At 35.1% G+C, this 18,512-nt stretch carries 20 protein-coding genes and 1 riboswitch; of the genes, 3 read left to right on the top strand and 17 right to left on the bottom strand.

Features of this window, described 5'->3' with window-relative positions:
- Nucleotides 1-334 precede the first annotated feature (334 nt).
- Nucleotides 335-547 carry a hypothetical protein gene (locus ATE47_RS12985; RefSeq protein ID WP_062162373.1) on the top strand — a complete coding sequence of 71 codons (213 nt, stop codon included), beginning with the start codon at nucleotides 335-337 and terminating at the stop codon, nucleotides 545-547.
- Between the two features lie 56 nt (nucleotides 548-603).
- Here ATE47_RS12985 and ATE47_RS12980 read toward each other — a convergent pair whose 3' ends face one another.
- The 11 genes from ATE47_RS12980 to ATE47_RS12930 form a co-directional block, all read right to left on the bottom strand.
- Entirely contained in the window at nucleotides 604-1,896 is a 1,293-nt protein-coding gene (locus ATE47_RS12980; protein WP_062162372.1) for an MFS transporter, read from the bottom strand.
- Between the two features lie 107 nt (nucleotides 1,897-2,003).
- A complete protein-coding gene (locus ATE47_RS12975; RefSeq protein ID WP_062162371.1) occupies nucleotides 2,004-2,864 on the bottom strand; it encodes a hypothetical protein in 861 nt (286 codons plus the stop codon).
- Nucleotides 2,865-2,959: 95 nt separating this feature from the next.
- Complete coding sequence (locus ATE47_RS12970) at nucleotides 2,960-3,715, bottom strand: DUF3575 domain-containing protein (protein WP_062162370.1); 756 nt, start codon at nucleotides 3,713-3,715, stop codon at nucleotides 2,960-2,962.
- Between the two features lie 205 nt (nucleotides 3,716-3,920).
- Nucleotides 3,921-4,919, bottom strand: a complete 999-nt coding sequence (locus tag ATE47_RS12965) for a T9SS type A sorting domain-containing protein (protein WP_062162369.1) — start codon at nucleotides 4,917-4,919, stop codon at nucleotides 3,921-3,923.
- Between the two features lie 231 nt (nucleotides 4,920-5,150).
- Nucleotides 5,151-5,801, bottom strand: coding sequence for a 3,4-dihydroxy-2-butanone-4-phosphate synthase (gene ribB / locus ATE47_RS12960; RefSeq protein WP_062162368.1), 651 nt, complete (start codon nucleotides 5,799-5,801; stop codon nucleotides 5,151-5,153).
- 93 nt (nucleotides 5,802-5,894) lie between these two features.
- A riboswitch (FMN riboswitch) is annotated at nucleotides 5,895-6,025 on the bottom strand.
- A 115-nt stretch (nucleotides 6,026-6,140) separates the two neighbouring features.
- Nucleotides 6,141-6,719: a peroxiredoxin family protein gene (locus ATE47_RS12955; protein WP_062162367.1), complete on the bottom strand. Its 579-nt coding sequence runs from the start codon at nucleotides 6,717-6,719 to the stop codon at nucleotides 6,141-6,143.
- A 97-nt stretch (nucleotides 6,720-6,816) separates the two neighbouring features.
- Nucleotides 6,817-8,058: an RNA polymerase sigma factor gene (locus ATE47_RS12950; protein ID WP_062162366.1), complete on the bottom strand. Its 1,242-nt coding sequence runs from the start codon at nucleotides 8,056-8,058 to the stop codon at nucleotides 6,817-6,819.
- Between the two features lie 19 nt (nucleotides 8,059-8,077).
- Nucleotides 8,078-8,428 carry a YciI family protein gene (locus ATE47_RS12945; protein WP_062162365.1) on the bottom strand — a complete coding sequence of 117 codons (351 nt, stop codon included), beginning with the start codon at nucleotides 8,426-8,428 and terminating at the stop codon, nucleotides 8,078-8,080.
- 68 nt (nucleotides 8,429-8,496) lie between these two features.
- The gene (locus ATE47_RS12940) at nucleotides 8,497-9,252 is read right to left on the bottom strand and encodes an SDR family oxidoreductase (protein WP_062163553.1); all 756 of its coding nucleotides are present in this window, start codon (nucleotides 9,250-9,252) and stop codon (nucleotides 8,497-8,499) included.
- Nucleotides 9,253-9,432: 180 nt separating this feature from the next.
- On the bottom strand, nucleotides 9,433-9,759 hold the full coding sequence (locus tag ATE47_RS12935; RefSeq protein WP_062162364.1) for a DUF2200 domain-containing protein: 327 nt from the start codon (nucleotides 9,757-9,759) through the stop codon (nucleotides 9,433-9,435).
- Nucleotides 9,760-9,797: 38 nt separating this feature from the next.
- Nucleotides 9,798-10,343, bottom strand: coding sequence for a dihydrofolate reductase family protein (locus ATE47_RS12930; RefSeq protein WP_062162363.1), 546 nt, complete (start codon nucleotides 10,341-10,343; stop codon nucleotides 9,798-9,800).
- 534 nt (nucleotides 10,344-10,877) lie between these two features.
- Here ATE47_RS12930 and ATE47_RS12925 point away from each other — a divergent pair.
- Entirely contained in the window at nucleotides 10,878-11,297 is a 420-nt protein-coding gene (locus ATE47_RS12925) for a hypothetical protein (protein ID WP_147296971.1), read from the top strand.
- Between the two features lie 14 nt (nucleotides 11,298-11,311).
- Nucleotides 11,312-11,974: a hypothetical protein gene (locus ATE47_RS12920; RefSeq protein ID WP_062162361.1), complete on the top strand. Its 663-nt coding sequence runs from the start codon at nucleotides 11,312-11,314 to the stop codon at nucleotides 11,972-11,974.
- 70 nt (nucleotides 11,975-12,044) lie between these two features.
- On the opposite strand, the gene ATE47_RS12915 is transcribed toward ATE47_RS12920, so the two are convergent.
- The 6 genes from ATE47_RS12915 to ATE47_RS12890 all read right to left on the bottom strand — a co-directional run bounded on the left by ATE47_RS12915 (nucleotide 12,045) and on the right by ATE47_RS12890 (nucleotide 18,459).
- Nucleotides 12,045-12,563 (bottom strand): DinB family protein, encoded by a 519-nt coding sequence (locus ATE47_RS12915; protein ID WP_062162360.1) that lies wholly within the window; start codon nucleotides 12,561-12,563, stop codon nucleotides 12,045-12,047.
- Between the two features lie 90 nt (nucleotides 12,564-12,653).
- On the bottom strand, nucleotides 12,654-13,385 hold the full coding sequence (locus tag ATE47_RS12910) for a hypothetical protein (protein WP_062162359.1): 732 nt from the start codon (nucleotides 13,383-13,385) through the stop codon (nucleotides 12,654-12,656).
- Nucleotides 13,382-14,974: an RNA-directed DNA polymerase gene (locus ATE47_RS12905; RefSeq protein ID WP_062162358.1), complete on the bottom strand. Its 1,593-nt coding sequence runs from the start codon at nucleotides 14,972-14,974 to the stop codon at nucleotides 13,382-13,384. Before ATE47_RS12905 ends, ATE47_RS12910 begins: the two co-directional genes overlap by 4 nt.
- A gap of 120 nt (nucleotides 14,975-15,094) precedes the next feature.
- Nucleotides 15,095-16,720 (bottom strand): chaperonin GroEL, encoded by a 1,626-nt coding sequence (gene groL, locus ATE47_RS12900; RefSeq protein ID WP_062162357.1) that lies wholly within the window; start codon nucleotides 16,718-16,720, stop codon nucleotides 15,095-15,097.
- A 109-nt stretch (nucleotides 16,721-16,829) separates the two neighbouring features.
- Complete coding sequence (locus tag ATE47_RS12895; protein ID WP_027381417.1) at nucleotides 16,830-17,108, bottom strand: co-chaperone GroES; 279 nt, start codon at nucleotides 17,106-17,108, stop codon at nucleotides 16,830-16,832.
- Between the two features lie 148 nt (nucleotides 17,109-17,256).
- Nucleotides 17,257-18,459 carry a cation:dicarboxylate symporter family transporter gene (locus tag ATE47_RS12890; RefSeq protein WP_062162356.1) on the bottom strand — a complete coding sequence of 401 codons (1,203 nt, stop codon included), beginning with the start codon at nucleotides 18,457-18,459 and terminating at the stop codon, nucleotides 17,257-17,259.
- Nucleotides 18,460-18,512 lie beyond the last annotated feature (53 nt).

The following is an 18,512-nucleotide window of genomic DNA, read 5'->3' as shown; positions in this document are numbered from 1 at the left end:
ATATATAAAAATAATTATTGGTTTTTAAGGCTTAATAGGTATTTTTTTAATCAAAATTTAATTTTTTATTTATTTTTTATTGAATGGAAACTTTCGATTTTTAATGAAATAATTCACCCGTGATTTTTTAAAAAAATATTAAAATTTAAATAAGATCTATAAACGTTGTGAAATCTGTTTCATATTTTTGAATAAATTAAATAAATGTTAACCAAATATTACATTTGTATTAATAAATTTATTAACTTTAATCTAGAATTTAAACATCACCCCTGCAAAATGGTAGGGTGTTTGATGTAAAAGATAATTATTTAATTAAATCCAAAAAATATAGATGAAGAATATCCAAGATGAATTTCAAGTCTTCAAAGACGAATTGAAAAAGTTGAATATCGATGTACAGAAAGTGGTGAAAGTAGGGAACGGCAGTATGGATTTCCATGAAGTTTTCTATAAGTCCCCGAGGTATCAAGATGTAAAAAGCGTATATGTTCAGCGTCATAATCTGGACAATATTCTTGAAAAATTCAAGCAAGCCTATCATTAAAAATAGAACGCGCGGCTCAGAGAATCTGAGCCGCGAGTTTTTCTAAGTCATAGAAATCAATCTCTATCCAATGTGGAAGTCTTTTTAGTGTCTTTCATTGTAGCGTAAACAATAAATGAAAAGAAGATACAGGCTGTAATATACCAGTAAAAGTAGTGTTCCACATTTTCCTGCTTAAACCAAAGGGCAATATATTCTGCTGTTCCTCCAAAAATGGCGACCGTCAAAGCATATGGCAATCCAACACCTAAAGCTCTCACTTCAGAAGGAAACAATTCAGCTTTCACAACAGCATTAATGGATGTATAACCACTCACAATAATCAAAGCGGCCATAATTAAAAAAAATGCGCCCCACATTGAAGTTGTAGTACTTAAAGCATTGAGAAGAGGATAAGTGAAAATTGTTCCCAATATTCCAAAGCTCAGCAAAAGCGGTCTTCTTCCTATTTTATCAGACAAAGCCCCGAATACAGGCTGCAGACAAGCAAAAATAAAGAGTGAAATAAAGGAAATTAAAGTCGATTCTTCTTTGGTAAGATGAACCGTATTCACCAAAAATTTCTGCATATAGGTTGTATAAGTATAAAATGCCAAAGTTCCACCCAAAGTCAGTCCTATAACGGTTAATAATGCTTTTGGATGCTTTAATAATTCTGTGATTGAGCCTTTTTTGTTTTCGCTGAGGTTCTTTTTATTTTCAAAAGCTTCGGTTTCGTGAAGATTGGCTCTTAAATACAAGGCCACAACGGAAAGTATAGCCCCAATCACAAAAGGAATCCTCCATCCCCAATCTTCAAGCTGAGCTTCTGTTAACAATAATTTCTGCAAAATCAACTGAATTCCCAATGCTATGAGCTGTCCGCCGATCAGGGTTACATACTGAAAACTTGAGTAAAATCCTCTCCGGTCGCTGGTTGCCATTTCGCTGAGGTAGGTTGCGGAAACACCATATTCACCACCCACGCTTAAACCTTGTAATAGCCTCGCAATCAATAATAATGCTGGAGCCAGGACACCGATTGTTTTGTAAGTCGGGGTTAAAGCAATTAACAAAGAACCGAACGACATTAGCAAAACCGAAAGAGTCATCGCTCTTTTTCTCCCGATTTTATCAGCAATACTCCCAAAAAGCCAGCCTCCAACCGGTCGCATCAGAAATCCTACCGCAAAAATTCCTGCCGTATTCAAAAGTTGGGCCGTCATACTGGAATTCGGAAAAAACGAATGTGAAAAGTAAATGGCAAATGCAGCATAAGCATACCAGTCATACCATTCTACAAGATTTCCTATGGAACCGCCGACTATAGCCTTAATTCTTTGGGCGGTAGTAATCTGTGATGAATTCATAAATAGAGAGTAGCATTAAAGTAAATTGTGAATGTCAATAGTGAATAGTGACTTTGGAGTGCTAAAAATTGACAACAAAGTTAATTGACAATTCACCATTGATTATATTATCCTTTTCCAAAAAGTCTTTTCATTTTCCCGAAAAAGCCGGAATTTTTTTCCTGTTTTGGAACATTTAGAGTTGAATTTGTGACCGTTTCAACTAAATCCTGAGCAACAGTATTTTCAGTGACACGAATTCTCTTGGGTTCCTCGATTTCATGACCGGTCAATCTTTCATAATTGATTTTTGCTTTGTTAAAAATATCAATTTCTGCTTCAGATCTATCATCAACTTGCGCAATTTCCGGGAAAAGACCGCTGCCAGATTTTACAGAATCACACTCAAAATCATTCATGATTCCCATGTAAATTCTTATCGACATTTCGATTTGGCCGGCTTTTTCGTAATGTTCGGCAAATTGAAGCATATCATCTCCGATTTCATATTTTTCGAGAACGTTTCCGACGGAATTGCTGATCTGCGCTTTCGTTGCAGCAAGATTGGCAACGGCTTTTTCTTCATCGGATTTGTTTTTCAGGCGATCAATAAATTCCTGAAGCTGGGTTCTGATTTCAAGATTAATTGGATAAATATGGGCAATATCTGTTAAATAGACGCCTTTATTCATCGCATTATCTGCCATCAACCGAATGAAGCCACCCATCTTAAAAGTAAGTTCTACCAAAAGATTGGAGAAATTTTTTAATTCCTCTATATCGATGTTTGAAGTTTCAAGAGCTTTGTAAATTTCAAAACCTTCCAGGAATTCTTCCTGATATTTGTCGGCATCGAAACTTTCTGAATCAACTTCTACTGTATTGTTATTTAAAATTTCGAAGAGATATTGATGAATTTTAAAATTGTCGGAATTTTTAAGAACTTCCTTTAATTCTTCAAATTTATTTTGTTTAATTAAATCGATCATTTCAGATTATATAAGTCTCCGAATATACAAATTTCGGGAATAATAAAAACCGCTCTGTGAAGAGAACGGCTTTAAGTTTTTATTTAAATTAGATCTTAAAATCTATATCCCAAAGACAGTCCGCTTCTGAATCCAATCCACGGTCCGTCAATCAAGATTCTTGCTCCGTTGGCATTGGTTTCCACGGTGTAATTCACAAATGGAACATCCAGATTTTCTATTTCCTGTTTCAATTGCGCCTGCATATCCGGGGTGAGGACAACATCGCTCGTCATGGTAAAATCTCCTTTTCCGGCTCCGTAATGAGCTCCGGCAATCCATAAATCTAATACCAAATTCTGTTTGCTCGTAAGGAAAAACTGTACCCCAACCATCACGCCGCCACTGTTTCCATTGGCATTACCGAAACCTTTCAACGGAATCTGGTACGTGGTCCCACTGAACGTATAATCATAATAAAAATCGAAAGTGTTGGTTGTAATTTTGGTATATCGGTAATATGGCGCAACATAAAATCCCTTTCCGTAGCCTGCACCAAAATAAAACCGGGGTTCTATGGTGAAATTAAATGCTTTTACCTCAAGATTTTGAAATCTTCGTTCATCTTCATCACTTAAAAAAGAGTTGATAAAAGGAACTTTTCCTTCCGGCATCGCTCCAAAGCTCATATTCACCGAAAACCAATGATTAATAGCTCTTTCGTAAGCCAAATTGATGTTTCGGAATGCGTAAGCTGTAACGTTCGTTTTTACAATATTCATCTTTTCGGAAGGAGTGGAAGCTGCTGTTGCTTCCTGAGCCTGGATTCCTGAAAAAATAAAGCAGGGAAGTAGAATGAAATATTTTTTCATGATTTTATATTTTAAGATTGGTGTATGGAGGTGAGAGCAAAAAACGGGCAAATAATTAATAAAATTTAAGTTTAATTGTTGTTTATGATGAAATTTAATAATACAATTAATAATTATGAATGAATTTTTTTAATTTAAGTCAATAAAAAATCCGCTTAGAAATTTTCCAGGCGGATTGATATATTAATTAAAAATTGTAAGTTTTTTATTTCTTAATAAATTTTGAAGATTCAGCTTTTTTATTTCCTGAAACTTCGATGAAATAAGCTGCAGGAGGAAGTTCGGAAACCTGTACTTTTCCTGCCTTCATATCAGATGTCTTGATTAGTTTTCCGTCCAGGCTATAGATTTTCGCTGTTGAATAATTTTCAGTTTGCCCTTTAAATTCAATAAAATCCTGTGCCGGATTCGGGTAAATTTTTAATCCTTCTTTTTTACTTGTAAAATCTCCGGTGGATAAAGAGGCAAGATTCAAAGCCTGTGCACTATTTGTCGTTTGGTTATTAATTCCTGCCAAAGGAACATTAATAACTATTTGAGTTGTACTAAATGAAGGAAACTTGTGAACGTTGTCATAATACGAATATGCCGTATTTACAATCGTTCCGATCGGTAAAATATAAGAAGTGTCAGCTGGCGAATGCAAGTTGAAATTCTGTACAGATTTGATTCTCAAAACATTAGTATAGGTATTCCCGCCCAGCAACAAAGTTCCCCATGCATCCGCTGAAACATTGATGGTTCCTTTACATAAGCCGCTTGCTGAAGGAGAGGTGAATGTTCCCTGCGCCTGATCCGTTTCAGAATATCCAAAAGCTGCTGGATAAGAAATAAATGTTCCGTTGTTTACAGAAAGATTTAATGTAGCATCGGAAGTCACAAGACCGGTAATCTCTAATTTCGCTGCCGATTGTTTGTAGAAAATCGTATTTCCCGAACCCACCATTTTTAGAGTAGAACCCGGAAAAGTGGAAATTTCTGTTGCATTCGGGGTAGAATAATTGGTTTGGGATAAGGTTGTAAATGTTAAGGCCGCATTGTTGAATGTAGTATTTGCTCCAGTTGCAGAATTGTCCGGAGTTCCGGTTACCGCAACATTGGTTGAGGATTCGCCGGGATTAGGATCGTTAAAAGCTTTGGTAATCGTAGTTTGTGCTGTGCAAAGGCCATAAGCCGACAGCAGAAAAAATAGAGTTTGTTTCATGGTACAATCATTTCGATAAAGATACTTAAAAAACTGAAATTCAATTGTTTTTTTATTTGAGATACCACATTTATAATAAAAAAACCGCTCAAAAAATGAACGGTTATTCTGTACGTTAAATTTGTCAGGTTATGAAGCTGGAGGTGTGAAGCTGGAAGTTAATAATAGTCATAAAGTATAAAAATAAACACTTCAAGAATAAGTTTCCTGCATTCCTCTTTCAGGCTCAAATTAATTCTGACTGATCATCATCTTCCGATAAGAATAAATATCCTCAATCGTTACGACGGTCATTTCTTTTTTTGTTGCAAAATCTACAATTTCCGGAAGCCTGGCCATGGTTCCGTCTTCGTTGGTGAGCTCACAAAGTACGGCATCTTCACCAAGATTGGCCAGCTTTACAAGGTCTACGCTTCCTTCCGTGTGGCCGCGTCTTTCAAAAACACCGTCTTTTTTAGCAATTAAAGGAAAAACGTGTCCCGGACTTGCAATTTGTTCTGCTTTTGCATTTTCGGCGACAGCTGTTCTGATCGTTGTTACACGGTCTTTTGCTGAAACTCCGGATTCAACGCCTTCTTTGGCTTCAATGGAAATGGTAAATGCCGTTTGATTTTTTGAATTGTTGGTTTCCACCATCGGACGAAGATTCAGATTTTTACTTTTCTCTTCCGAAATGCACAGGCAAACGATTCCGCTGCATTCGCGGATCAGAAGTGCCATGTCTTTTTCTGTGATTGTGGAGGCCGGAAAGATGATATCGCCTTCGTTTTCGCGGTTTTCATCGTCTACTAAAAGGATGCCTTTTCCCTGTTGTAATGTTAGAAGTGCTTTTTCAACACGTTCTTTCGGAGTTGCCCCGAATTTTTCAATTAATTTTTCCATGTTATTTTACTTTTGAAAGTTAAAATACACTTCGGTACATGGAAATGAAATACAAGACAATGAGTCCATCGAAATAGCCTCACTGATTTGTTCCATTTTCTTCTCCCATCCAGACTATAACTGTCGGTTTTGGAATTCCACCAAATCAGTCCTTTTCGTTAAAAAAAAAGGAGTCGCGGACTGTAACCGCCGGTAGGGAATTGCACCCTGCCCCGAAGAAAACTTATACTAAGTTTTTACTGTATGTTTTGTTTTAATTTAATTCATTGTTTTTATTTAACGTACAGACTGCTAATTTCGGGAAGTTTTTTGGAATGGGGAAGGGGTCTTGCATAAATCTTACTTAGCAGCAACTTTTATACTGTCCAATTTTCGCGTAATTTCAATGATGTTTCCGCCGCCACAGGAAGAATGAATCACTTTTCCGTTGATGTCAATAAGTATTTTGGCGGGGCTGCAAAAGATATTATAATTAAGTTTTTCAGATTTATCATAAGATTTTGTATTGTCAATCTGCTCAAATAAAATATTTGACTGATTAAGATAATCTTTCAGCTCTTTTTCATTTTCTATAAAGCCTTCTACAATACCGATAAAAGCGGCATTATTTTTAAATTCTTTATAAAGAGCATTATACTCTTCCGGCATATCGTAAGTGTCACTCTTTTTCAGATAAGATTTATCATAGATAAAAATAACGAGATTTTTACCCTTATAATTTTCTGAGTTGAAGGTAGTTCCGTTGATTGTTTTAGCCGAGAAATATTTTGGTTTTGCATGTAAAAAAAGATCGATCTGATTTTTTTTCATCTCTTTAGCCTGTTCTTGAAAGTCTTTTAGAAATTTTTGTTTTTTTTCTTCTTTGCTTTCACATGAAAGTATTGATACGATGGTCAAAAGGGCTAGGATTTTTTTCATGGTGTAATTTTTACTAATGCATCCAAATATACATTAATATTTTACACTTTATTTTTATTAAAATTGCTGGAGAAAAATCAATTCGGGGCCTGAAAATTTAGATATTCTTTTCTGTTAAAGCTTTAATATACTTTCTCAGCGTGTCAGAAACCGAACTGGAATTAGAAAGCTTCAAAGCCTTTTCAAAATTTTCTTTTGCTTTAAAATTATCAATATCAGTATAAAGATGCCCTAAAAGCGAGTAATAAAAAGGATTATCAAGAAGCTTTAATTTCTCTGCTTCTACAATGGCTGCAGAATTTCCTCTTACCTTAGCAAAAGCAAAAGTTCGGTTGAGAGCAGCGATAGGAGAGTATTCAATCTGTAAAAGCTGGTTGTACAATTGCAGGATATTTTCCCATTTTTCATCGGTATCTTTTTTCTTGGTGTGCCAATAGGCTATGGCGGCTTCCAGGTGAAACTTTGTTAAAAAATTTCCGTTTGCGCTTTGATTTAGATAATAAATTCCTTTTTCGATCAGATCATAATCCCAGAGTTTATCGTCCTGTTCTTCATACAAAATGCTTTCTCCTTTTTCATTAAATCTGGCATTGAATCTGGAAGAATGAAAATACATCAACGATAATAAAGCTTTGGTAGCGGGAGTATTCGTAGTTTTATTTTCTATCAGAATCGAAGTGAGCCGTATCGCTTCCTGACAAAAATCCTGTCTGAGAATCGTGTTTTGAGAAGTAGAATAATAGCCTTCGGAAAATAATAGATATAAAGCGGTAAGAACAGTTTCTAAGTTGCTGCTGATCTGTGAGATAGAAGGTTGTTCTATTTTTATGCCTTCAGTTTTTAATTTTTCTTTGGCGCGCTGCAATCTTTTGTAAACGACTTCTTTATTGATCAAAAAAGCATCTGCAATTTCCTGTGTCCCAAATCCACAGAGTAAATTTAAGGCTAAAGAAATCTGGGAATCCTTTGAAATAGCCGGATTACAGATCGTAAACATCATCGCGAGCTGACTGTCCGTAATATTTTTCTGGGAAAGATCAATTTCAAGCTCTTCATATCCGGAGGAAGAGTATTTTATCTCAGTGGAAATTTTTTGGTGAAAAAGAGAATCCCGTTTAAAATAATTTTTAGATTTATTCTTTGCAACGGTGTACAGCCAGGCCGTTGGATTTTCTGGAATACCGTTGAGGCTCCATGTTTCTGAGGCGGTGAGAAAGGTGTCACTTACGATGTCTTCGGCAATTTCGATGTGATCAATACCGAAGGTAGAACAGAGCACGGAAACAATTTTCCGGTACTCTGTTCTGAATAAGTTGGGTATTAATGCATTTTCGTGCATTTACTTTAATTTTAAAAAATTATTCAGTTGCAGGTGGAATTGCCATTCTCACCTCCACGCTTGCTCCCCACTGAAGAATCGGGCATCCTTTTGCGATTTCCACTGCTTCGTCATAATCATTAGCTCTGATGATGAACATTCCGCCGATTGATTCTTTGATTTCCGCGTAAGGACCGTTGGTTACTGTGTCATTTTTTACGACTCTTCCGCCAAGATCCCATCTTTTTGGAGGTGCAACCAATTTATTCTGCGCTGCAATTCCTCCCAGCCAGTCCTGGAATGGCTGGATGGCAGCCTGCATCTGCTCCGGAGACGGTGATGCGTCTTTATTGATAATATCTCTGTGTATTGCTATTAAAAACTCGTTCATGATTTTTGATTTAAAATTTTAATAAATGTAATTGGATTGTATAAATTTAATAATAAAAACGGTTGTTTCTATCTCTGGTTTTCAGGATTGGAAATCCATTCGTCGTACTGAATTGTTCCCAATTTCGCTTTCGTTCCCGGAATTAAAGTAGAATTATTTAAAGGTGCCCCAAAATAAGTTGCATCCGGATTTGAAACCACCTCATCTGTATTTTTCATGACCGTTGTGTATTTTTTCACAAGATCAGATAATTTAATTTTATCCGGGCCACCGATTTCTACGATTGTATTTTTCGGCTCACCAATGGTTACTTCTGTCATTGCTTTTACCACGTCATCCGAAGCGATAGGCTGGATTAAAGCCGGAGAAACCAAAATTTTATTGTCAACTGTGCTTGACTTAACAATTCCGCCAACAAATTCAAAGAACTGCGTTGAATGTACGATGGTGTAAGGGATTTCGGCATTTTTGATAATGTCTTCCTGGACCTGTTTTGCCCTGAAATAGCCGCTTTCCTGCAAACGTTCCGTTCCTACAACCGATAAGGCAATGTGATGATTTACACCTGCTTTTTTCTCTGCTGCAATTAAGTTTTCACCTGATGTTTTGAAGAAATTCATAACATCGTCGTCCGCAAAAGAAGGGGAGTTGGCTACGTCTACAACAACGTCAACATTTTCCAATGCCTGGTCCAATCCTTCTCCCGTAATGGTATTTACACCCGAATTGGGGGAAGCGGACAAAACCTCGTGCCCTAAATTTCTAAGGCTGTCGACAAGCTTGCTTCCGATAAGCCCTGTACCGCCGATTACTGTGATTTTCATTGTATAATTTTTTTTTTTTGGATTATACTGTAATGACAATCGGATTTTCGGGATTGGACAAAAAATGTAAAAATAATTGAGGATGGGGGATGAAAGCTGGAGGAGAGAGGTTGTTACCGTAATATTACAGTGTATTTGTTAACTTCCAGCTTCTCCCCTCCAACTTCCGACCAAAAAAATCTATTTCCTTAGAATTTTATCCATTGATTTTCCTTTGGCGAGTTCGTCAATCATTTTATCGAGATATCGGATGTTCCGCATCAATTCTTCTTCAATTTCTTCAATCCGGTAACCGCAGATCACGCCTTTTATCATTGAAACATTAGGGTTTATTTGAGGTGCCTGCTCAAAAAAGTCTCTAAAATTGGTTTTGTTTTCCAGTATTTCCTGGAGATTTTTTTCATCATATCCAGTTAACCAAAAAATAATTTCATGTACTTCTTCTTTTGTTCGCCCCTTTTTTTCGGCTTTTTGAATATAATGCGGATAAACTCCGGCAAAAGACATATTGTAAACTCTTTCGTTATTTTTATTCTGCACTGTTTTTATTTTTCAGGTTCATAAATTAGCTGTACCACTCCCGATTTGAAGGTGTTTGTTTTAATTAATTTTAAATTTAATCTTTCCTTTAAATCTTCAAATAATGGTTTCCCTTTTCCCAAAGCGATCGGGTGAACGGAAATCCTGTAAACATCAATTAAATTTGAGTTGATGAACGTTTTAATAAGGCTTGCACCGCCATACAGCCAGATATTTTTCCCGCCTTGTTTTTTGATTTCCTCTACTTTTTCCGGAATATCAGAATTGATAAAAGTTGCCTTTTCATCTTCTCTATTCTGGCTGGAAAAGACATATTTGTTTTTTGAATGAACGGCTTCCCAAAGCTTCTGTTCTTCCGGACTTGCATTTTCATCAGCCTGATAATTTCCCCAGGAATCATAACTTACCCTTCCATAGAAAATGGTATCGATGCTTGACAAAAAACCATCAAAATCCATATCGTCATCCATGATGCACCAATCGATTTCTCCGTTTGGGCCTTCTATAAATCCGTCTAATGTTACTGCTAAATCTAGAATTACTTTTTTCATTTTCTTAAGTATGATTGTGAATTTTACAAATAATGGTCAGTTAACAATCTGGGCAACATGAATGAACTCTCCTGTGATTTTGTAACTGATTGTATTCATAATATTTATGTTTTATCGGTATTATTTATTGTGTTTAACATTGGAGACACTAAGATAAAAAAAATGAAGGTTGTTTTTTTAAGGAATCAACTCATGTTTAAAATTCATTAAAATTTTAATTTTTCAATATTTTTTCAATTATATTTAATTTAATTATTGATTATTTAAACATTCTAATTATTTAATAGGTATTTAATAATAAAAGGGCATGGAAATTGAATACTCTGCGGAAAATAATTTATGTATATTATTATTGTATGTTCATTAGTCATCTTGAGCTTATTTCTGATCAATACTCCCAAATTGAGAGAGTTCAGAAACAGGCATAAAAGAACTTTTGAATTTTTTATATCCTTGATTTCTACTTTTACCGGTCTTTTTGTTGCGCTAAGTATAAGCACTGTTTTATCAGATGTCAGCCAGAAAAAAAATTTGGTGAAACTACTAACAGCAACCAATCTTTCTATTGAAAGCAATGAAATGAGAACCCAGGGAATGTATCTTAATCCTGCAAAAAAAGGCGCAGACATTAATGAATTAATACAAAATGCCCCGGTAGAAATGCCCAAGCTTTATGGTGAAATGGAAAATAATGCTTTAGTCTCAGAACATTTTTCATCCAATGCGTTCCAGGCATATATTTTATGCAGTGATAATATGGAAACGTTTGTAAAAAATGCCAACATATCTCATGTTACAGCCGAAAGAAAAATGGATGTTCTGAATAAATACCTGAAGTATCTTAATCTCGCCAAACAAATAAATATATTGGAAATCAATAAGCTAAATGGCGAAATCTCACAATCGAAAGAAGATGAGGAGATAAAAAAATTAACACAACAATTAACTAATTAAAAAATCAACACAAAATGAAAAAAGCATTATTAATCGCAGTTTTAGCAACAGCTATTATATCACTGGACAGCTGCAAAAAAAACGAAACAAAAGCAGAAGCCAAAATAGATTTTACACAGTCTTATGAAGCCGCAGCACTGGCTTTGGCAGATGCCCAGAAAAATTATGATGAAGCTGTTGCCTCCAAGGTTCCTGATAGAATAGAAGCTGCCACATTGGAACTGCAAACCGCTCAGGATAAATATATTGAGTCTAAAAATATGTATGTTGCCAAAGGAGGAACCGTAAAATCTGAATATGAAAATTACCTGCAAACTTCCTCACAGACATTGAAAAATATCATTGTATCTTCAGGTTCTAAGACTATCCAGACGGCAGGAAAGGTAGTAAACGGTGCTATCAACACCACGGGAAAAATTGCAACCGGAACCGTAAATACAGTAAATGGTGTGGCGAATGATGTTGTAGACGGAAAATTACCGGGCAAAGTTGTCAGTACAGCTGAAAATGTAGCCCAAAAAACCGGACTGAATGAAGTTACCAAAACAGCAGAATCCGGAGTGAAATCCACTGTAAATACGGCAACTACAGAAGTCAAAAAAACGAGCACCGAAGTAAAGAAAACCGCTGACCAGGGAATCAGTAAGGTGAAAGAGGGAATTAACAGTATTTTTTAAATATATAATTGGGTAATAAAGAAAACCGTTCTGGAAGCAGGACGGTTTTTTTATTTAATTTGGATTTAGCTTAATTGATGCTCATTACGTCTGCATCTTTATAGATATTCCAATAATTGTAATCTGTCATTGGAGCGTCTGTTATTCCGACATTTCGTCCCATGGTTACAATCTGCCCTCTGTGATAAGTTCCGTGGATAATGACATGCTGGATATACTCATACTTGGAAAAATCACATTGAAACCATTGCGATTCGATTTTTATATTTTTTGCTAAATCTTCTTCAGACAGGCCTTCAACATATTTCATGAGCTTTTCCGAGTTGTTTTTTATTCCCGCGAAAATTTCATCTTTCGTTGTTTTAGCTGAAGTTTCTTCAAAATTAAAATCATTGTTTTCAGCAATATGGCTCCACCAATATTCCTGGGTTTGCCAGATGTGATGTAATGTTTTTAAGATCGTCGGGAAACTTGAAATAACTTCCTGATTAAGCTGTTCATCAGACTTTGTGGAAAGCCAGTCGATGTACTTGTTGACCACCCAGTTGTTGTATTGGGCGGTGTGGGTGATTAGGGTTTTTAGATTCATATTGATATTTTTTGTGGGTTTTTGTTTCGTAAAAATAATTAAAAGTCTTTAATGTTTATTGATTATAATCGAGATTAACATTACTTTGGTCTAAAATCTACTATCAATATTTACTTCCCTAGTAAAACTGTCTAAGAGAGATTTAAAAGATTCACTTGTAGATTTGCCTGCAGAAATATCATAAATTAATTTTTCGACAGTGAATTTACAATAAGTTCCTTTTCTTGGATTATATAATCCAGCATATTTCCAATTTTTATTACCTTTAACATGTGATAATGCTAAATAGATGATAAGTTGTTTAAGATCTGAAGAACGAAAATTTCTTTGTACTGTCTTGATTTCATATAATGTCTCATCAATTTCTAAGTCACCAATCAAATCTGAAATAATACCATATCCGGAAAATTTTGGTTTGAATGAACTAGATATGACAGTGACCTTATTTAGAAATTCGAAAATATTATTACAAATATTTTGACAGTCATTTTTTTCATTTTCTGAAAAATTTATTTCTTCATAGGTTATGTTTCCGTTTCTCCAAATCTCAAATGCAGTTTGTTCAATAATTGGCTTTAATTTTGTTTCTGTCCAAACATCAGTATATTCATTTTTTTTTGAAGAAACCTTTTCTACAATATTAAATGCTAATTGTGAAACTAAGTCATATCTTATTCCTTCAGAATAGTTAGTAACGATCTCTTGATTGATAATTTTTGGCTTGGCTTCATTAAATAATTTCATATAACTCGCTGTTAGCAACGGAAAATGTTGTTTCCAAATATCAGTGAATTTTTCTGCTAAATCTCTTTCACTTATCATACTAAGATTTTTTGTTTTGTTTGACTCTTTTTACTAAACCACTCTTTGATAAGGTTTTCTTCTATAGTAAAACGTTTTTTATTGTGATCTCTCCAATGTTGACCTTCGTCGCCTAATACGTATGAAGAAAACATAAAAGCGCGTCGTTCCCACATAGATAAAGTAGAAAAATTACTTTTGACATCGATAAGCCAATAATGGCAATCCCAATTTGACATTGCAATAATTATTTGCCTCCGCAATAAGTGATTAGTTGCTGTATCATATAACTTTATAAATAGTGATTCCTTACCATGTGAATGTCTTAATGATAAAATTTGAATAATATAATTAACATTTAAGTCAATTTTTGTTAGGTAGCTATCGTTTTGAAACAGATTTAACAGTTCTTTGTCAATAAAGTCTTGGATATGAGGGCCTAATTCATCATAAATCCCTCTAATTAATCGCAGTATAGATGGGAAAACTGGTGATAAGGTTAAGAGATTATTACTGTCAAGTAAAATTTTTATTGCTGATATTTGATGATGAGAATCCATGACTTTAATAGCATTTATTGCTTGCTTCGTAACAGTTTGATCTATAGTCGATTTATTAACCTCCTTGGAAAGGATTCCAATAATATCAATTTCTTGAACAGCTTTTTTCAGGTCTTCGTAATCATCTATTGCAGTAGGAGAGTATGGATCAAACCTAATTGAAATATTTAATAATTTCTGTTCATCATCACTCTCAATAGATTCAATATTTTGTGGGTCTAAAAATTTATGTATATCTTGAAATTCTTGTGATGTGAGAATTTTTGTTTTCCCTTTTTGTAGTTCCAATTGGTCATTAGCCAATTTTTCAGAAAGAAAAATTAAATTTTTATAACCTTCAGATTCTGAATTACAAAAAATAGTGTAGTCGTCAGCATATCTACAAAATATAATAGCTTGAGAGTTGAGATGTTTATCTGCATGAGTTAATGATAATTCAGCTAAAATACGTGCAGCAGGTCCTCCCACTGGTAATCCATAAGAAATTGTTCCTGAAAAGTGACTTAAAAGTGTTAAAATTTTCTCAGTTGTGTTTGAACTATTTAATCTCTTTAATTCGTTTTCTAATTTATGGTGATTTATTCTCGGATAAAAATTAGATATATCTGTCTGAAGCACAAAGGGATATTTTGTTGATAATTCAATACACTTTTTCTTATAATCAATCCATGTCGTATTTTGAAATAAAGTACTTTTTGTTTTGTCCCATTTATATCGATAAGAAAATATTTTGTTTTCTGAAATAGGAATTCTAATATCTTCTATTTTCTGTGCAATGGAAATTACCAAACCTAAAAAATATGCATTCCAAAAAGGTTCTATTAGGGTTGCACGTCTAAAACCGTAATACCCTACTTGGCTAGCCTTAACAATCGTTAATGGTGGAGAACTTATTAAATGGGTTGAAAAATTTTTATGAATATTTTCCAAAATATCTAGTGTTTCTTCAATTCTATCCTCAAATAAGTTTCTTTCGAATGGAAAAGGAAATACATCAGTATCACCATGAGCGATAATATTTTTTATTGCTTTTCTAAAGTTTTCTCTCATAATAAGTTTACATGGTTTAGATTATAAATTTATTTAAAAATTTTATAATATTTATAATTAAAAAAAACCGCTCCACAAAAGTAGAACGGTTTTAATATATTACCTCGGTCGTTGACCGTATTACATCATTCCTGGCATTCCACCACCCATTGGCATAGCTGGTTCGTCTTTTTTCACTTCAGTGATTACACATTCCGTTGTAAGAAGCATTCCTGAAACAGAAGCTGCATTTTCAAGGGCAACTCTTGTTACTTTTGTTGGGTCGATGATCCCTGCTTCAAACATGTTTACATACTCGTCAGTTTTTGCGTTGTATCCGAAGTCTCCGCTTCCTTCCGCTACTTTAGCAACGATTACAGAACCTTCACCACCAGCGTTGGCAACGATTTGTCTTAATGGCTCCTCGATTGCTCTTTTCACGATTTTCATACCTGTAGTTTCGTCAGGATTAATTCCTGTAAGGTTTTCTAAAGCAGAGATCGCTCTTACGAAGGCAACACCACCACCAGCAACGATACCTTCTTCTACAGCCGCTCTTGTAGCGTGTAATGCATCGTCAACTCTGTCTTTTTTCTCCTTCATTTCAACTTCAGAAGCTGCACCTACGTAAAGTACGGCAACACCTCCGGCTAATTTAGCCAATCTTTCCTGAAGCTTTTCTTTATCATAGTCAGAAGTGGAAGTTTCCATCTGAGCTTTGATCTGAGCAACTCTGCCTTTGATTTTGCTTTCTTCACCACCACCGTTTACGATTGTTGTGTTGTCTTTGTCGATCTGAATTTTTTCAGCAGTTCCCAACATATCGATAGAGATGTTTTCCATTGTGAAACCTTGCTCTTCAGAGATAACCTGACCTCCAGTTAAGATCGCGATATCTTCCAGCATTGCTTTTCTTCTGTCCCCAAATCCTGGAGCTTTTACAGCAGCAATTTTAAGAGAACCTCTTAATTTGTTTACCACTAAAGTAGCCAAAGCTTCACCTTCAACTTCTTCAGAGATGATTAATAATGACTTACCTCCCTGAGCGATTGGCTCAAGAACAGGAAGTAATTCTTTCATTGAAGAGATTTTTTTCTCTACTAGAAGGATATATGGATTTTCAAGCTCAGCCAACATTTTCTCAGGGTTTGTCACGAAATATGGCGACTGGTACCCTCTGTCGAACTGCATACCTTCTACAACATCTACCGTTGTGTCAGTACCTTTCGCTTCTTCTACCGTGATAACTCCTTCTTTACCAACTTTCCCAAACGCCTCAGCGATCAAAGAACCGATAGTATCATCGTTGTTAGCAGAAATAGAAGCTACCTGCTTGATTTTTTCTGAAGAATCTCCAACAGCCTGAGATTGAGCTTTAAGGTTTTCAACAACTGCAGTTACCGCCTTGTCGATTCCTCTTTTAAGATCCATTGGATTTGCTCCTGCAGCTACGTTTTTAAGACCTTCTCTTACGATAGCCTGAGCCAAAACAGTAGCGGTAGTAGTACCGTCTCCTGCGATATCATTAGTTTTGGAAGCCACTTCTTTTACCATCTGTGCTCCCATGTTTTCTACTCTGTCTTCAAGTTCGATTTCTTTCGCTACAGAAACACCGTCTTTCGTTACGTGAGGTGCACCGAAAGATTTTTCGATTACAACATTTCTACCTTTTGGTCCCAATGTTACTTTTACTGCATTAGCCAATGCATCAACTCCTCTTTTTAAAGCGTCTCTTGATTCAATATCGAATTTTATTTCTTTTGCCATTTTGATTTAGATATTAGATGTTAGATGTCAGAAATTAGACATTTAACTTATGTTTAATTTGATTTTTAATTTGAATAAGTCTGAAATCTGATGTCTTGTGTCTGGAGTCTTATCCAATTACACCAAGTAAATCTCCCTCTTTTACAATTAAATAATCTTTTCCTTCCAGCTTTAATTCAGAACCTGAATATTTTCCATAAAGAACTTTGTCACCTACTTTAACAGTTGTAGGCTCATCTTTTTTACCAGGTCCTACTGCCACCACCGTACCTTCCTGTGGTTTTTCTTTTGCGGTGTCCGGAATAATAATACCTGAAGCTGTCTTAGTTTCTGCAGCGATCGGCTCGATCAAAACTCTGTCTGCTAATGGTTTAAAGTTTACTGACATAATATATTTAATTTTTTAATTATTCTGTGTTGTAATTCTCTAAATACGTGCCAAGCGGCCTAAAGGAAATTTTTGGCAGATTTTGATTTTACAGAGTGGAAATTTTGGCAGAAAAAATATGGATTGTCCTTTTAAATATTAGTTTAAATCATTCTGAAGCAGGATGAAGCTTTGAAATTATAGCAGCGGAAACGGCTATTCCTATAAAGTTGGTTACAGATCTGGCTTCATTCATAAAACGGTCTACGCTGTATAAAAGTGCGATATCCGTTAACGGAATTTTTCCGAATTTATCAAGCGTAAAAATTAAAGCTAAAAATCCTGAGCCCGGAACTCCGGAAGCCGTTTTTGAGGTGATGGAGATAATCAGAAACAATATTCCATAATCTTTTACATCCATCGGAATATTATAAAACTGAACAAGAAACATACACGAAGCCGAAAGATAAATACATGCTCCGGCAAGGTTGAAATTGTAGCCCAGCGGAATCAGAAACCGGATCACTTTTTTTGCATAACCCTGACTTTCGAGTTTTTCAAAAATCATTGGAAATGCTGTTTTGGATGATGAGGTGGTCATTACCAGGATGATTTCATCTTTTATACTGATGAGAAATTCCCTGAAGTTTAATTTATAAATATGGCAGATTGCATTTAAAATTCCAAATATAAATATAAGGCTCGCCAGATATACCGTCGCTACAATCTTACTTAACGGAAGCAGCGTATTGATGCCGTAGATAGAGATTCCGTAAGCAATATTGCAAAAAATAATGATGGGAAGTGCGATGTACAGGTATTTTATAACGATATAAAACAGTTCCATCCCGGAATTTAAAACATTTGTAAGCTTTGGACTTCTCAGTTTTCCGGCAATAATCCCGATAAGGATTGAAAGCAAAAGAAAAATGGTATATCTGCTGTTATAAAGTGTGAAAAAATCTGAATTTTGGGAAGCAAATTCAAAACGTTTCGGAATTGTTGAATGGATTTTGCTAAGATCGATTCCGGTATCGGCTCCAGGCTTGATTAAAAAACCTAAAGAAAACCCTAAAATAATACTTATAGACGTGATGGAAAGAAAATAAATAGCTGTATGTAAGATGATCTTATTGGAATTTTTTGTTTCAAACAAATTCACAATTCCATAAATGATCGCAATAAATATCACCGGAAGAATCAACGCTTCCAGAATGCTGAAAAAATAATAATTGATAAGCTCCAGCTTTCTGCTGAACGCAGGGAAATAATATCCGGAAACCACCCCGCCTATAATGGCTATAAATACATACAAGGTAAGATTCCTTAAATATTTACTGGTAAACGTTTTTTTTGTTTGAAAAGGTGACATCAATGCGCTTCTATTGATACAAAAATAAAATTTATATTGAGATATGAAACAAT

It is taken from the genome of Chryseobacterium sp. IHB B 17019 (assembly GCF_001456155.1).
GTDB lineage: Bacteria > Bacteroidota > Bacteroidia > Flavobacteriales > Weeksellaceae > Chryseobacterium.
Note: the sequence above shows the minus strand (reverse complement) of the source record. Positions and strands in the feature narration are given on the sequence as shown.

Bases quoted from the DNA above. Each gene is read 5' to 3' on its own strand.
- ATE47_RS12985 (WP_062162373.1), top strand. From the start codon at position 335: ATGAAGAATATCCAAGATGAATTTCAAGTCTTCAAAGACGAATTGAAA.
- ATE47_RS12980 (WP_062162372.1), bottom strand. From the start codon at position 1,896: ATGAATTCATCACAGATTACTACCGCCCAAAGAATTAAGGCTATAGTC.
- ATE47_RS12975 (WP_062162371.1), bottom strand. From the start codon at position 2,864: ATGATCGATTTAATTAAACAAAATAAATTTGAAGAATTAAAGGAAGTT.
- ATE47_RS12970 (WP_062162370.1), bottom strand. From the start codon at position 3,715: ATGAAAAAATATTTCATTCTACTTCCCTGCTTTATTTTTTCAGGAATC.
- ATE47_RS12965 (WP_062162369.1), bottom strand. From the start codon at position 4,919: ATGAAACAAACTCTATTTTTTCTGCTGTCGGCTTATGGCCTTTGCACA.
- ribB (WP_062162368.1), bottom strand. From the start codon at position 5,801: ATGGAAAAATTAATTGAAAAATTCGGGGCAACTCCGAAAGAACGTGTT.
- ATE47_RS12955 (WP_062162367.1), bottom strand. From the start codon at position 6,719: ATGAAAAAAATCCTAGCCCTTTTGACCATCGTATCAATACTTTCATGT.
- ATE47_RS12950 (WP_062162366.1), bottom strand. From the start codon at position 8,058: ATGCACGAAAATGCATTAATACCCAACTTATTCAGAACAGAGTACCGG.
- ATE47_RS12945 (WP_062162365.1), bottom strand. From the start codon at position 8,428: ATGAACGAGTTTTTAATAGCAATACACAGAGATATTATCAATAAAGAC.
- ATE47_RS12940 (WP_062163553.1), bottom strand. From the start codon at position 9,252: ATGAAAATCACAGTAATCGGCGGTACAGGGCTTATCGGAAGCAAGCTT.
- ATE47_RS12935 (WP_062162364.1), bottom strand. From the start codon at position 9,759: ATGTCTTTTGCCGGAGTTTATCCGCATTATATTCAAAAAGCCGAAAAA.
- ATE47_RS12930 (WP_062162363.1), bottom strand. From the start codon at position 10,343: ATGAAAAAAGTAATTCTAGATTTAGCAGTAACATTAGACGGATTTATA.
- ATE47_RS12920 (WP_062162361.1), top strand. From the start codon at position 11,312: ATGAAAAAAGCATTATTAATCGCAGTTTTAGCAACAGCTATTATATCA.
- ATE47_RS12915 (WP_062162360.1), bottom strand. From the start codon at position 12,563: ATGAATCTAAAAACCCTAATCACCCACACCGCCCAATACAACAACTGG.
- ATE47_RS12910 (WP_062162359.1), bottom strand. From the start codon at position 13,385: ATGATAAGTGAAAGAGATTTAGCAGAAAAATTCACTGATATTTGGAAA.
- ATE47_RS12905 (WP_062162358.1), bottom strand. From the start codon at position 14,974: ATGAGAGAAAACTTTAGAAAAGCAATAAAAAATATTATCGCTCATGGT.
- groL (WP_062162357.1), bottom strand. From the start codon at position 16,720: ATGGCAAAAGAAATAAAATTCGATATTGAATCAAGAGACGCTTTAAAA.
- ATE47_RS12895 (WP_027381417.1), bottom strand. From the start codon at position 17,108: ATGTCAGTAAACTTTAAACCATTAGCAGACAGAGTTTTGATCGAGCCG.
- ATE47_RS12890 (WP_062162356.1), bottom strand. From the start codon at position 18,459: ATGTCACCTTTTCAAACAAAAAAAACGTTTACCAGTAAATATTTAAGG.